Genomic DNA, 15,155 nt, shown 5'->3' with positions numbered 1-15,155 from the left:
GTCCGGGAGGGGGCGTGCCGCGTCCGTGTCCGGGCTCCGCGTCTGCGCGGGGCGCCCCCCGCCGCCGTCGAGGGCGGCGCGGATTCCCGGTGTGGCCTCGGCTATCAGGGCGCGGGCCACGCCGTCCAGGGTGTCGCCGCTCAGCAGGAGTTCGCGGGGGACCGGGCCGAGCCGCTTCTCCAGCCGCGCGGCGACCTCCATGGTGACGAGGGAGTCGGTGCCGTACGCGGAGAGCGGTACGGCGGGGTCCAGCTCGCCGTGGTCCACCTTGAGGACGGCGGCGAAGGCGTCGCGGAGCAGGGTGACGGCGGTGCCGTGTACCGCGGTGTGCGCCGGTTCCGGTTGTGCGGGGGCTGCCTCTTGCGGTGCCTCTGTGCCCCGAAACGCCGGCTCCTGGGTCCTGACGCTGTGCCAGGCGTCGCGCTCCGCGATGATCAGGTGCTGGCCGGACTGCGCGTCGGACCATCCCCGGACCCCGAACTCCCGCATGCCGTGCAGCCCCGTGTCGTTCAGTACGGCCTGCCACTGGCCCAGGTCGAGCAGCGGCGAGTGCGGCATGCGCAGCTCCGTGTCGGCGGCCAGCCACCAGCCGTCCGTCAGGCCGAAGATCAGCGAGACGCAGTCCAGCACCCGGGTGGACTCGTTCAGCACCAGCAGCCCGCCCGGCCGCAGCAGCCGCCGTACATGGCCCAGGGTGACCCTCATGTCCGGGGTCGCGTGCAGCACGTTGGTCGCGAGCACCAGGTCGTAGCCGCCCTCGGGGAACCCCTGCGCGGCCGGGTCCCGGGAGATGTCCAGCACCCGGAAGGCAGCGAAGGGGTGGCGCGGGCCCAGCCGCTGTTCGGCGTCCGAGACGAGGGCGGGCGAGATGTCGGTGTAGTCGTAGCGCAGCCGGTCGCCGTGCGGGTCCAGCGCGTCGAGGACGGGGCGGCTGGTGCCGCCGGTCCCGGCGCCGACCTCCAGGACGGCCAGGTCCGGCGCCCCGGGGTCGGCCAGCCGGGCCTCGGCGCAGGCGGTGACGGCCCGGGTGGCGAGGGAGTTGAAGTACCCGGCGCGCGGGTCGTCGTGGTAGAGCGGCGCCAGCCGGCGGTCCGAGCCGTCCGGGAAGAGCACCTCCAGGCCCCGGCGGCGGCCGGGCAGCACGTCGCGCAGCGCGGCGGCGCAGTCCGCCATCAGCTCCGTGGTCGGCTCCAGATGGGGGAACCGGCGCAGCAGCGCGCCGGTGAGCTCGGCGGCGCTGCCGCCCGGGTCCGGCGGGGCGCCGGCGGACGGCGCGACCGTGACCGTGTCGCCGTCCCGGGCGAGGTGTCCGTCCTGGGCCAGGGCGTGCAGCAGCGCGTCGAACAGCCGTTCCTGGCTGCCCGTCACCTCGGCGCGGCGGCGCAGCCCGGCCACGTCGCAGCGCTCCGCGCCCCGGAGTACGCCCAGGTCGCGCAGGGCGTCCAGGATCAGCCGCCGGGCCAGGGACTCGACGGCGTCGAGGTAGCCGGGCTCCAGGATCGGCGGCGCGGCGCGGTGGGCCGCGCCGGTGGCCGCGGCCACGCCGTCCAGGGCCGCGAGCCGCGCACCCGGGTCGGCGCGGTGGGTGACCGAGGTGTCGAGCACGGTAGCCTCGCCGAGTCCGCCGCCCACCTTCAGCGGAGCGAGCTGCTGCGCGGGGGCGGCGAGCACCTGCCGGAAGGCCCGTACCCCCTCGGCGTCCGACAGCGGCTCCACGCCCCACCGCGCGGCGCGCCGCCGGTGCTCCTCGGTGGCCACCGACCCGCTGTCGCCCCAGTAGCCCCAGTTGAACACCGTGACGGGCCGGCACAGCCGGGCCGCGGCGAAGCGGCCGTACGCGTCCTGGAAGGTGGACGCCGCCGCGTAGTTGGACTGCCCCGGATTGCAGGTGTGGGAGATCCCCGACGAGAACAGCGCGACGAACGCGACCGGTTCGCTCTCCAGCGCCCGGTGGAGCACCACGGTGCCGCGCACCTTCGCGTCGAGAGCGGCGCGGAAGGCGGCGTCGTCCATCGCGCTCAGCGACCGGTCGGCGAGGGTGAAGGCGGTGTGGACGGCGCCGTCCAGGCCGCCGAAGCGGGCGCGCGCCGTGGCGACCACGTCCGCCATGGCGGCGGGGTCCGCGATATCGGCGGACCGGTAGACAGCGCGGTCGCCCAGCTCGTCGAGCCAGGCGCGGGTCTCGTCCGGCAGATCGGCCGCGGCGCGCCGGCCGACCAGGACGAGGCGCGCGCCGCAGGACCGGGCGAGGTGGTCGCCGACGGCGCGGCCGAGCCCGCCGGCGCCGCCCACGATGAGATACCGGCCGCCCGGCCGCACCGGAAGCTCCTCGGGCGACGGGTCGGACAGGACGGCGGGTTCGAGCACCCGGACCATACGGCAGCCGCCGCGCAGCGCCACCTCCGGCATAGGCTCCTCGGGCCGCTCGGCGAGGAGCCCGGCCAGCAGCCGGTCCCAGTCGCCTGCGGCGCGGGCCCGCTCCAGATCGCTCCCGGCCAGGTCCACGGAGACGACGCCCAGGAAGCCGAGTTCGCGGGCGACGCTCTTGGCGAGTCCGGGGAGGGTGGCCGCGAACGGGTTGCGGGCCGCGCGCTTGTCGTCGGTCTGGTGCACATCGCTGGTCACCACGGTCAGCCGGGTGCCGCGCGAGCGCCGCTCGGCGAGCTCCCGGGCGAGGCGCAGGAGAGCGAGGCAGCCCTCCTCCTGGGCGGTGTCGAGGTGGTCGAGGTCGTCCGCGCCGTAGCCGCGGTCCTCGACGCCGCCCAGGAACCAGATCCGGCCGGGCGCCGGTTCGAGGGCGCGGCGCAGCGCCTCGGCGGTGTGGTCGCGGGTGAGGTCGAGGAGGCGGGCGCCGCCGTGCCGCGCCGCCAGCTCCTCCCCGAGCCCGTAGTCGTGCGGGGTGGTGAGGATCAGCGCGCCCCCCGGGGCGTCCGGGGCGTCCGGGGCGTCCGGGGTGTCCGGGGTGTCCGGTGCCGGGCCGGGCCGTGCGCGCAGCCGCCAGACGGGGCGGTAGTACGGCACGGCGGGGGTGCCGCCGAGTGGGCGCGCCGAGGCCATGTCGCGCAGCGTCATGACGGGCCTTCCGGAGTCGTCGGTGAGGGTGATGTCGCAGTGCAGCACCCCGTTGCGGGCGTCGGCGGAGCGCAGCGCGGCGTAGGCGCGGCGCGCGGTCCTGGTGGGTCCGTGCCACTTGACTCCGGCGACCCCGGCGGGCATCAGCTGCTCGGTGCCGAGCGGGGAGGACGCCACCAGGCCGTGCGCGGCCTGCAGCGCCGAGTCGACCAGGCCCGGCGCGAGCCCCCAGCGCCGCTCGTCGGCGGCCGGGTCGGAGCCCTCGGGGGTCAGGTCGGCCACGGCTTCGCCGTCCCCGCACCACAGGGTGCGCAGTCCGCGGTAGCCGGCGCCGTAGCGGATGCCGACGGCCTCGGCGCGCGCGTAGAGCCGGGCCCCGTCGAGGCGGGTGGGGCAGCGGTCCCGTACGCCGTCAGGACCGGTCCGGGGGGCCGCCTCCGGTGGCGGTCCGAGGTGGGCGGTCCCGGTGGAGTGCAGCGTCTCCGCACCGTCCTGGACGCTGACGACGCGGAACGCCAAGCCCTCGGAGGGGTCGGCGGATGCGGCGAACCGGACCCTGCACTCCGTGCCCTCCTCGGCCACGTCCAGCGGTGTGCGCCAGGCGACGTCCGACAGCGCGCCGACCGTGCCGTGCCCCAGCTCGCGGGCGGCCGTACGCACCAGGCCGAGGTGCAGGACCCCGGCGAGGAGGGCCCGGCCGGAGACGAGGTGCCCCGCCACAGCCGGGTCGTCCCGGGACAGCGTCGTGACGAACTCCCGCTGCGGGTCGGCGATCCGGCCGGACCCGCCGCCGTCCGCGGCCGTCGCCGCCGCACCGTCTGCCGCGGGGCCCGCCCAGTAGCGGCGGCCCGCGAACGGGTAGGTCGGCAGCGGGACGAGCGCGGGCCCGCCGTCGGGGAACGCCGCCTCCCAGGGCACGTCCGCACCGCGGGCCCAGAGGCGGGCCAGCCCCGGCCACTGGCGGTCCGCCAGCAGCTCGGCCACCGCGTCCGCTCCGGTGGGCCGCGGGGCGGCCGGGTCCACCCGCCCGGTGGTCACCCCCGGGATGTCCGGGGCGTCCGTGCCGCTTGCGCCGTCTGCGCCGCCTGTGCCGTCCGCGCCGCCTGTGCCGTCCGGGGCGCTGTCGGCGAACCGGCGCAGCCGGTCCACCAGTTCGCCCCGCGACCGGGCGAGGACGGCCAGCCGCTCGGCCAGCGCCTCCCGTCCCACCATGAGGGTGTACGCGACGGCGTCCAGCGCGGGAGGCGCGCCGGCCGGGGCGCCGTCGAGGCGGGCGGCGAGCCGCCGGGCCATCTCGGGCAGCCGGTCCGCGGTCCGCGCGGACAGGACGAACAGCCGCTCGGCGCCCCGCTCGCCGTCTCCGGCGGTGTGCTCGCGCGGATACTCCTCCAGCACCACGTGCGCGTTCGCTCCCCCGGCCCCGAAGGAGCTGACGGCGGCCCGGCGCGGCAGGGCGGTGCGGTGGCCGTCGCGCTCCTCCTCGCGGAGCGGCCACGGCGCCGCGGCGCGCTGCGGCGCGAAGGGCGTGCCGGGGAAGTCGATCTTCGGGTTCGGGGGAGCGCTGTGCAGCGTCGGGGCCAGCGTCCGGTGCGCGAACTGCAGGACGACCTTGGTGACTCCGGCGATCCCGGCCGCCGACTCGGCGTGGCCGATGTTGGTCTTGACCGAACCGATGGCGCACGGCGCCGCACCCGCGCCGCGGTCCTCTCCCTCTTCTCCCTCCGGCCCCTCCGGCGCGAGCTCCGCGAAGGCCCGGCACAGGCCGTCGACTTCGACCGGGTCGCCGAGCGCTGTGCCGGTGCCGTGCGCTTCGACATAGCCGAGGGTGCGGGGCGCGACGCCCGCGCGCCGCAGCGCGGTGCCGATCACGGTGGCCTGCGCGCGGGGGGAGGGGACGGTGTAGCCGTTGCTGCGCCCGCCGTGGTTGACGGCGGTTGCCTTGATCACCGCGTGGATGTGGTCGCCCTCGGCGAGCGCCGCCCGCAGCGGCTTGAGCACCACGGCGCCGACGCCCTCGCCGGGCACGAATCCGGCCGCGCCGTCCCCGAAGGCGCGGGTCACGCCGTCCGGCGAGAGCATCCGCAGCTCGGAGAGCGCGGCGTACTTCAGCGGGTGGAGGCTCAGATAGACGCCGCCCGCGACGGCCATCCGGCACTCGTCCCTGCGCAGGCTCTCGCACGCCAGATGCAGGGCGGTCAGCGAGGACGAGCAGGCGGTGTCCACGGTGACGCTCGGGCCGTGCAGGTCCAGCAGATAGGAGAGCCGGTTGGCGAGGGAGAAGTCCATCGAGTAGGCGGATACCGGGCGCCCCTGGCCCCACGCCTCGGCGCCGATCAGCTCGTACGACAGCCCGTTCGCACCGACGAACACGCCCCCGGCGTGGCCGTCCGCGCGCCGGGTGCGCTGGTGCAGGAGCCGCCGCGAGTAGCCCGCGTCCTCCAGCGCGGACCACGCCACCTCCAGAAACTGCCGCTCTGCGGGGTCCATCCGCTCCGCCTCGCCGGGGGAGATGGCGAAGAACAGCGGGTCGAATCGGGTGACATCGTCCAGAAAGCCGCCCCACTTGGCGCTGATCCGGCCCGGCCCGCGCTCGTGCGGCGCGTACCAGCGGTCGTTGTCCCAGCGGGTGCGCGGGACCTCGGTGACGGCGGAGCGGCCCTCGACGAGCAGCCGCCAGAACTGGTCGAGGTCGCGGCCTCCGGGATAGCGGCCCGCGATGCCGACGATCGCGATGTCGCCGCCGCTGTCGGCGCCTCCGGTGTCGCTGGCGCCTCCGGTGGTTCCGGCGGCTTCGGTGGTTGCGGTGGTTGCGGTGGTTGCGGTGGCTGCGGCGGTTCCGGTGGGTTCGGTGTCGTCGGTGCGGTCGTCGGGTACGGGGGGTTCCGCGGGCTCCGGGGCGACCAGGGTCCGGATGCCGTCCGGGTGGCTCGCGACCAGGGCGCGCGCCACGTCCCGCACCGTGCGGTGCTCGAACATCAGGGTGACGGGCAGCGGGCCGAGCCGGTCCTCCAGGGTGCTGCTGAGCCGCCGGATGAGGATCGAGTCGACGCCGATCGTGGAGAACTCCTGGTCCGCCCGGAGTCCGCCGCGCGGCAGCCGGGTGATGTCGCACAGCAGGTCGAGCAGGTACGCCTCGGCGGCGGTGTGCAGCCCGGGTCCGTCGAGCGCGGGCTCGGCGTCGTGCGCCGTCACCGTCTCGGCGGGCGCGCGGTCGGCGAGGTGGCGGCGGACGAAGGACGCGATCCGCTCGGTCCGTCCGTGGACCGGCAGCGCCTCCGCAGCCCCGGCCAGCACTGTGCCCTCCAGGACGTCGAGCCCGACCGCGGGGGGCATCGCGACCATCCCGCGCAGGATCTCGCCGGCCCGCTTGTCGTCCTCGGCGAGGTCCATGCCGCCGCCGATCCACAGCGGCCACGCCACCGACACGGTGGTGCCCGAGCGGCGCCCGGCACGCACCTCGGCGGCGCGGGCCGCCGCGAAGGCGCCGAGCGCCCGGTTGGCGGCGGCGTAGTCGCCCTGCCCGGCGCCGCCGAGATAGGCGGCCACCGAGGAGAACAGCACGAAGAAGTCCAGCGTGTCGTCGCGGGTGACGGCGTCGAGATGGTGGGCGCCCACGCCCTTGGGGGCGAGTACCCGGGCCACGCCGGCGGCGTCCTTGTTGACGAGGTAGGCGTCCTCGTTGACGCCCGCCGAGTGCAGCACCCCGGCGAGCGGGCCGAAGGCCGTCCTGGCGTGCTCCGCCGCCGCCTCCACGTCGTCGCGCCGCGTCACGTCGCCGACCCGGTAGCTCACCTCGCCGCCCAGCTCCTCGACCCGGCGCAGCGCCCGCCGCTCCTCGCCGGTCAGCGCGGAGCGGCCCAGCAGCACGAAGCGGGCCGAGACCCGCTCGGCCAGCAACTCGGCCAGGCGCAGCGCGAGTCCGCCCGCGCCGCCGGTCACGAGGTACACGCCGCGCTCCCGCAGCACGGGGGCCCCGGTGGCGGGCAGCGGGCTGGGGCGCAGCTCCCGGCGGAGCCGCCGTGCCGCGCCGTACCGGACCTGCGCGGTGCCCGGCGAGGGGAGGCCCAGCTCGGCCAGGGCCAGCCGCACCGGGTCGGCGAAGCTCGCGGGCAGCGCGTCGGCGTGCAGCGCCACCGCGCGGATCCGCCGGTCCTCCAGCCCGGCGATCTGGCAGAAGCCGCCGAAGGCCGCGGCCGCCTCTGCGGCCTCCGCGGGGCCGCCGCCGACGACGACCTGCGCCAGGCCGACGGGCCCGCCGGAGCGGTCCCGGATCAGCGCCTGTACGAGCGGCAGCAGCAGGTCGAGGCGGCGCGCGGTGGGCCGCGCCCGTACGGAGGTGACGACGACGAGGCGGGAGGGCGTACGGCCCGCCTCGCGCAGGGTGTCCCACAGCCGCCGCCAGGACTCGGCGTCGCAGGGGTCCACCTCGTAGCCGCCGTCCCCGGTGCGCCGGGGCTCGGCGGCGTCCTCGCGCGGCCGGATCAGGGTCGCGCCCGGCGGGCACCAGCGCGGGTCGACCTCGGGCTCGGGGCCGTCCGCGACCACCGCGACGGCGGGGCCGCGGGCCTCGTCCCCCGGCGGCTCGGGGAGGGCGGACTCCACCCACGTCGGCGCGTAGTTGACGACGGGCTGCCGGTCGCCGTCCGGTCCGTGGCCGTCCGGTCCGTGGCCGTCCGGTCCGTGGCCGTTCTGGCCGTTCTGGCCGCGCAGCGCCGCGAGCCGCCGCGCGGCGGTGGTGACGTCCAGATCACCGCGCCGCACCCGGTCGAGGATGTCGCGCTTGGAGCTGGGACTGTTCGGGTTCATGTACCGTCCTCGCTGTCCAGGACCAGCAACCGGTCGACTTCGTCAACGGACTTCTCGCCCCTGAGGAGCGCTTCGAGCAGCTCGTGCAGCTCGGCGGAGCCGTCCGGGGCCTCACCGGCCTCACCGGCCTCCCCGGGGGCTGCCGGAGGTTCGGCCCAGTGCCGGGCCGGTTCGAAGGGATAGCCCGGCAGGGACACCCGCCGGGGCGGGCCGTCCGGCCGGAGTCGGGACCACGGCACGTCCGTGCCCGCGACCCAGCGCCGGGCCCATACGGCGGGATCCCCGGGCCCGCCCGGATCGCCCGGGTCATCCGGCCCGCCCGGATCATCCGACTCCGCGGCGACGCCGGTCAGCACCGACTCGGGATCCGGGTCCCCGTCGAGGTAGGAGCGCAGCCCGGCGCGCAGCGCCGCGTGGTCCTCGGCGAGCACCGCGAGCCGGTGCGGGAGCGCGTCCCGCCCGGTCTGCAGGGTGTACGCGAGGGCCGGGAGCGAGGGGAGCGCCTCGCGGGCGTCCGGGGCGTCCGGGGCTTCCGTGGCGGTCAGCCGGGAGAGGAGCGCGGACGCCTGGGCGCGCAGCCGCTCCCCGGTCCGGGCGGAGAGCACCACCGCCTGGGTGCCGCCGGGCTCGGGCGCGTCCGGGCCCGGCGGGGGCGGCGGCTCCTCGACGACGACGTGCGCGTTGGTGCCGCCGAAGCCGATCGAGGTGACCCCGGCCCGCCGGGGGAGGGGCCGGCCCTCCGCGTCCTGGCCCGCCGTCCAGGGGCGGGCGCTGTCGACCACGTAGAACGGGCTGTCCTCGATCTCCAGCAGCGGGTTGGGGCGCTCGACATGCAGCGTGGCGGGCAGGGTGCCGTGCCGCAGCGCCAGCACCGTCTTGAGCACCCCGGCCAGCCCGGCGGCGGCTTCCAGATGGCCCATGTTCGACTTCACGGTGCCGATCCCGCACCAGGCGGTGCCGGGCTCGCCCTCCGGCGCGCCGGTCAGCTCCGCGAACGCGCTGCGCAGGCCGCGGAGTTCGATGGGGTCGCCCACCTGGGTGCCGGTGCCGTGGGCCTCGATATAGCTCACGGTGCGCGGATCGACGCCGGCCTCCCGGTAGACCGAGGCGATCAGCTCGGCCTGGGCCGCCGGGTTCGGCACCGTCAGGGACCTGACGCGCCCTCCGTGGCCGACGCCGCTGGCCCGGATCACCGCGTACACGGTGTCGCCGTCGGCTCGGGCGCGGGAGAGCGGCTTGAGGTAGACGGCCGCGACGCCCTCGCCGCGTACGAACCCGTTGGCGCGGTGGTCGAAGGCGCGGCAGCGGCCGTCGGGCGAGAGCATGCCGAGCTGGCCGAGCGCGACGAACAGCTCCTCGTTGAGGAAGGTGTGCACCCCGCCGACGAGGGCCGCCTCGCACTCGCCGCGGCGGACGCTCTGCACGGCGCGGTGCAGGGCGGTCAGCGAGCTGGAGCAGGCCGTGTCGACGGCCTCGCTCGGTCCGCGCAGGTCGAGCTGGAAGGAGATCCGGTTGGCGAGGACGCAGTGCCCGTTGCCGCTGACGACATAGCCCTCCCGGGCGCGCCCGGTGTGCAGCAGATGCCAGTTGTAGTCGCGGGAGGTGGCGCCGACGAACACCCCGGTGCGGGTGCCGCGCAGCGAGGACGGCGCGTGCCCGGCGTCCTCGACCGCGTGCCAGGCCGTCTGCAGCATCAGCCGCTGCTGGGGGTCCATCAGCTGGGCCTCCAGCGGCGAGACTCCGAAGAACTCGGCGTCGAACCGGTCGACTCCGTCCAGGAAGGCGCCCCAGCGGCTGTTGACCTTGCCGAGCTCGCGGTCCGGATCGCCGTAGACCGCACGCCAGTCGAAGCGGTCCGGCGGGATCTCGGTGACCAGGTCGTCCCCGTCGGCCAGGTGCCGCCACCAGGCGCCGAGATCCGGGGACCCGGGGAAGACCCCGGCCATACCGACGACGGCGACGGGGTCGGCGACGGGGTCGGGGTCGTCGTCGCCGCGCGCGGCATCGGTGCCCGTGCCGGTGCCGGGGCCGGGGCCGGAGCCAGCGCCCGGGTCGGGGTCGGGATCGGGCGCGGGGCTCGCAGGCGTCAGGTTCGCGCAGGACTCCGGGGCGTGCTCCAGCAGATAGCCGGTGAGGGCCTCCATCGTGGGCTGCTCGTAGAGCAGCACCTTGGGCAGCCGTCCGAAGTCGGCCTCCAGGGTGCGGGCCAGCTGGATGGCGCCGAGGGAGTCGAGGCCGTAGCGGTCGAACGTGGCCCGGGGGTCCAACTGCTCGGGCGGCAGCCGGAAGAAGTCCGCGAAGACGGTACGGACCCGGGACAGGACGGCCGTGCGGACCGGCGGACCGCTCTCCGGCGCGGCCTCCGCCGGGACCGCGGCGCGCGCGGGCGCGCGGCGCCGCGCCTTCCCGGGCGCCGTGCCGCTGCCCGGCGCGCCCCGTGCCAGGAGCACCGCGTGGTCGTACTCCTCCTCCGGCAGGTCCGCCGCGCCGAACGGCCGTACCGTGTCGAACCCGCCCGCTTCGAGGACGCGCCGCCAGCCCGCGACGTCCAGCAGCGGCGAGTGCGGCAGCCGCTCCTCCGGCCGGTCGTAGCCCCACCAGCCGGGCATCATGCCGATCAGCCCGGTGAGGTGGTCGCGGTTGCTGGTGACCTCGTTGAGCACGAGGACGCCGCCGTCCGCGAGCAGCCGCCGCAGCCGGCCGACGCTGGCGGGCAGGGAGCGGGTGGCGTGCACGACGTTGGCGGCGACGACGACGTCGTACGCGCCGGTGTCGAGTCCCTGGTCCTCGGGCTCGGCCTCCAGGTCGAACACCTGGAAGGCCAGGTCGACACCGGGCGGCGCCGCCGGGGTCAGCTCCCGCTCCGCCGCCGGGAGGAAGGCGGCGGAGACGTCGGTGAACGTGTAGCTCAGCGCGGGCCCGTGGCCCTCCAGCGCCGCGAGCACCCGGCGCGTGGTGCCGCCGGTCCCGGCCCCGACCTCCAGGACGCGGAGGGGACGTCCGGGGTCCGAGGCGCGGCGGTGGCGCACCCAGGCGGCGACGGCCCGCGCGGTGAGCGCGTTGTGGTGGTCCGCGATGGCGTTGTCCCGGTAGATCCCGGCCAGCAGCTCGGGCCGGTCGGGCGGGAAGTACACCTCCAGCGCGTCGAGGCGGCCGGTGAGCACGTCCGGGAGGCGCGGCAGACACGCCGTCACCACCTCCGCGTACGCGGCGATCTCGGGGCGCTCGGCGGCGAGGCGGCGGATGCCGGACGCCGGGTCGTCCTGCGCGGCATCCGGCGCGGGGCCCTGTGCCGCTGGGGCCGGGCGGGCCGTCGCTGCGGCGATGGCGCGGGCGAACCGCTCGTAGGTGGCCGGTTCCGCGAGCCGCGCGCACAGCGCCTCCGCGGTGATCTCCGTCTGCGGGCCGAGCCAGTCCCGTACGGTCCGCGCGAGCATCCGGCGGACCAGCGCGTCGAAGCGGTCCAGGGTGTCGGCCACGGCTCGCCCGTCGTAGTCGCCGGGGCGCGCCGCGACCTCGTACGCGGCCGCTGCCACCGCGTTGTCCCGGTGGGCCGCGGGCGTCCCGGCGGGCTCCTCCGGGGGCCGGGCGTCCGCGGGCCCGTCCAGCCAGTAGCGCTCACCGGCGAACGGGTAGGTCGGCAGGTGCGCCCGCACCGGCGCGTACCCGTCCGCGTGTCCGTCCGCGTGCCCCTGCGCGTCCTCCTCCGGCCAGCGCACGTCCTCGCCCGCCGTCCAGCGCGCGGCGAGGTCCCGCAGCGCGTCGGGCGCGCCGCCCTCCTCGGCGGCCACCCGCTCGGCGCCGTCCGCCAGCAGCGCGTCGAGCCCGCGGCGCAGCCCCTCCGGCGTCCGGGCCACCACGGCGGCACGCTCCCGCAGGGCCTGACGTCCCGTCCGCAGGGTGGCTGCGGCCCGGTCCAGCGCGGGGTAGTCGCCCGTGGCGGCCAGCGCCCGGTGCTGCTCCAGCACGGCCCGCAGCCGGTCCGGGGTGCGCGCCGAGAACGGCAGCGCCCACGGGCCCGGCGCGGCGGCCCGCACGGGCTCCGCGTGCTGGGGCGCCTCCTCCAGTACGACGTGCGCGTAGGCGCCGCCGAACCCGAACGAGGAGACCGCGGCCCGCCGTGGCCGTCCGGGCGCGGACGGCCACGGCAGCGGCTCCCGGTTGACGAACAGCGGGCCGGCCCCCAGCTCGCAGTAGGGGTTCGGCTCCGCGTGGTTCGGCATGGCGGGGATGAGCCCGTGCCGCATCGCCAGTACGCCCTTGAGGACGCTGGTGACGCCCGCGGCGCCCTCCGTGTGCCCGAGGTTGGCCTTCACGGAGCCGAGAGCGCAGAACCGCTCCCGGTCGGTGAACCGGGCGAACGCCGTCCTGGCGCCCTCGACCTCGATCGGGTCGCCGAGCGCCGTCCCGGTGCCGTGCGCCTCCAGCAGGCCCAGGGTGTCCGGCGCGATCCCGGCCCGCCGCCACGCCCGTTCCAGCAGCTCGGCCTGGCGCCGCGGGTCGGGCGCTGTGAGCGAGCTGGCGTGCCCGCCGTGCGAGACGGCCGTGGACCGGATCACGGCGTGCACCGGGTCGCCGTCCGCCAGCGCCCTCTCCAGCGGCTTGAGCAGCAGGGCCGCGACCGCCTCTCCGGGCACATAGCCGTCAGCTCCGCGGTCGAAGACGCGGCAGCGGCCCGTCGGGGACAGCGCGCCGATGGCCGAGAGGCGCAGATAGTGGCGCGGGCTGAGGATCAGGTTGGTGCCCGCGGCGAACGCCATCTCGCACTCGCCGCGCCGCAGCGCCTCCACCGCGAGGTGCAGCGCGTACAGCGACGACGAGCAGGCCGTGTCCACGGTGAGGCTCGGCCCCCGCAGATCGAAGGCGAACGAGGGGCGGTTGGCGGACATCGAGACCGCCACGCCCACCGGGTCGTGCGCGCCGAGCGTGCGGCGCCGGGCCACCATCTCGTCGTCGTAGTCCTGGAAGCACTGGCCCACGTACACGCCGGTGGCCGAGCCGCGCAGCCGCCCGGCGAGCGCGGCGTCCTCGGCGGCCGCGTACAGGGTCTGCAGCAGCAGCCGCAGCTGCGGGTCCATGCCCTCCGCCTCGGCCGCCAGCACTCCGAAGAACGGCGCGTCGAACGCGGTGATGTCGTCGAGGAACCCGCCGAAGGCGCAGTCGGTGGTTCCGGGGCGCCCGGAGGGATCGTGGTAGCGGCTGTGGTCCCAGCGGGCCTCCGGGACCGGGGTCACCAGGTCGGTCCCGGCCGCCAGGTGCTCCCACAGCTGGTCCGGGCTCCGGGCCCCCGGGAAGAGCCCGGCCATGCCGATGATGGCGACGGCCTCGGCTTCTTCGGGGCGTGCAGCGGGCCGCCCCTGGGTGTGCGTTGCGGGCCGCGGCCCTTCCACGGCCGCCAGCCGGTCCGCCAGGGCGCGAGTGCCGGGGTACCGGAACAGCTCGGTGGGCGGCAGCGAGACCCCCAGGTCGGCCTGGAGCCGCTCGACCAGGCTGAGCAGCGCGGCCGAGGTGAGCCCCAGCTCCATGAAGTTGTGCTCGTCGAGCGCCGTCGTATCCGCGCCGGGCGGCAGATCCAGCAGCTCCGCCACCCGCTCCACGAGGTAGGCGTGGTAGTCGGTGCGGGGCGCCGTGTCCGCGCCCGTGTCCGCGTCCGAATCCGCGCCCGTGTCCGCTTCCGTGGTGTCGGCGATCACCTCGGAGACGACCGCGAGGCGGCGCTCCAGCAGCGCCCGGTCGCCGCGCAGCACGACGAGCTGGGGGGCGTCGTGCGCCAGCGCGGCGTCGAAGGCGGCCAGCCCCTCGTCCGTCTCCAGCGGCACCATGCCCGCGCGGCCCAGCACCAGCTCCTCCACGGCGGGGTCGATCCGCATCCCCCCGTGCCGCCACACCGGCCAGTCCAGCGCCAGGGTCCGGCCGTGCCGCTCCCCGGCGGCGCGCTGTTCCTCGCGGTGGGCGGCGAAGGAGTCGAGATACCGGTTGGCGGCGCTGTAGTCCGTCGAGCCCGCGCTTCCCATGACCGCCGACGCGGACGAGAAGAGCGCGAAGTAGTCGAGTTCGGCGTCGGCGGTCGCCGCGTCGAGGCTGCGGGTTCCGGCGATCTTCGGGCCGAGCACCCGGGCGACGTCCTCGGGCGCCTTGTTCAGGCACAGCGCGTCGGCCAGCACTCCGGCGCTGTGCACCACGCCGCTCAGCGGGCCGAACCGGCGCCGTACCTCGGCGACGGCCCGCCGGGTCTGCTCGGGGTCGGTGACATCGGCGCTGAGATAGCGGGCCCGCGAGCCCAGGGTTTCGAGACCGGCGACGGCGGCGCGCTGCGCGGGCCCCTCCGGCGACCGCCCCAGCAGCGCCAGGGACACCGGAGCGCGCCGCGCGAGATGCCGGGCCAGATGCAGGCCCAGCCCGCCCGCGCCCCCGGTGATCAGGTAGACGCCGCCCGGCCGCGCCGGGGGGAGGGCCGGGCCGGTGTCGGGTACGGGGCCGGTCCGGGCGAAGCCGAGCGTCCGCCGGGTGACCGCGCCGCTGCGCTCGTCCCTGTCGTAGGCGACCTCCACGGTGTCCGGATCGGCCGCCTCCGCGAGGAGGGCGGCGCGCTCGGCGCCGTCGTCCGGGCGCTGCGCGGTGAAGCGGACCGTCTTGACGGCGAGCCGCGGCTGTTCCAGCCGGATGCTGCGGGCGAAGCCGCCGACGGCCGCGTGTCCGGGGTGCTCCTGCCGGGCCCGGTACGCGTACACGACCGGGAGCGTCTCGGTGCGGCCGACCATCCACGCCTGGCAGAGCGGGAACATGGTGCGCAACCCCGCGTCCTCGGACTGCTGTTCGGCCGGGTCCAGCCCGGTGAGGCACAGGACCGCCACGGGAGCGGCGCCGTCCCCGTCCCCGTCGGCGTCCCCGTCCAGTGCTTCCCGCAGCCTTGTGTGGTGGTCGCGGCGGGACGGGTCGAGCGTGAACGTGTCGCGGGAGTGCCGGGCGAAGCGGTCGCCCGGACGGGCCTGCACGACGCGTCGGCCGGTCGTGGCGCGGAGCGCCTCGGCGTGTCCGGGCGGGCCGCCGAGGAGCAGCAGGGGCCCGGCGGGCGGCTCCCCGGGGTGCGGCGCGGCCTGCCACACCGGCCGGTAGAAGAGCAGGTGCTCGATCCCGGCGGGCGCGTCCTCCGCGCAGCCGCCACCACCTCCGTCGCTGTTGTCGTCGTCCCGGGCCTCCGTGGCCGTCCCCGTGCCGGAGCCGTGGCCGCCGATCCAGTGCCGTTCCCCGGCGAAGGGGTAGCCGGGGAGGGGGAC

Annotated in this window: 2 protein-coding genes; both read right to left on the bottom strand. The window is 76.9% G+C overall.

Annotated features, from left to right (window positions below; all coding sequences use genetic code 11):
- The coding region (locus G5C65_RS16275; RefSeq protein ID WP_165299564.1) for an SDR family NAD(P)-dependent oxidoreductase at positions 1-7,878 on the bottom strand (7,878 nt) is incomplete at its 3' end.
- Positions 7,875-15,155 (bottom strand): SDR family NAD(P)-dependent oxidoreductase (locus G5C65_RS40135; RefSeq protein WP_165299563.1); only part of this gene is annotated, 7,281 nt, incomplete at its 5' end. The genes G5C65_RS40135 and G5C65_RS16275, both read right to left, overlap by 4 nt.

The sequence above is a fragment of the Streptomyces boncukensis genome (genome assembly GCF_011045075.1).
Taxonomy (GTDB): domain Bacteria; phylum Actinomycetota; class Actinomycetes; order Streptomycetales; family Streptomycetaceae; genus Streptomyces; species Streptomyces boncukensis.
The sequence above is the reverse complement of the archived record's forward strand: the minus strand, read 5'-3'. Positions and strand labels throughout refer to the sequence as shown.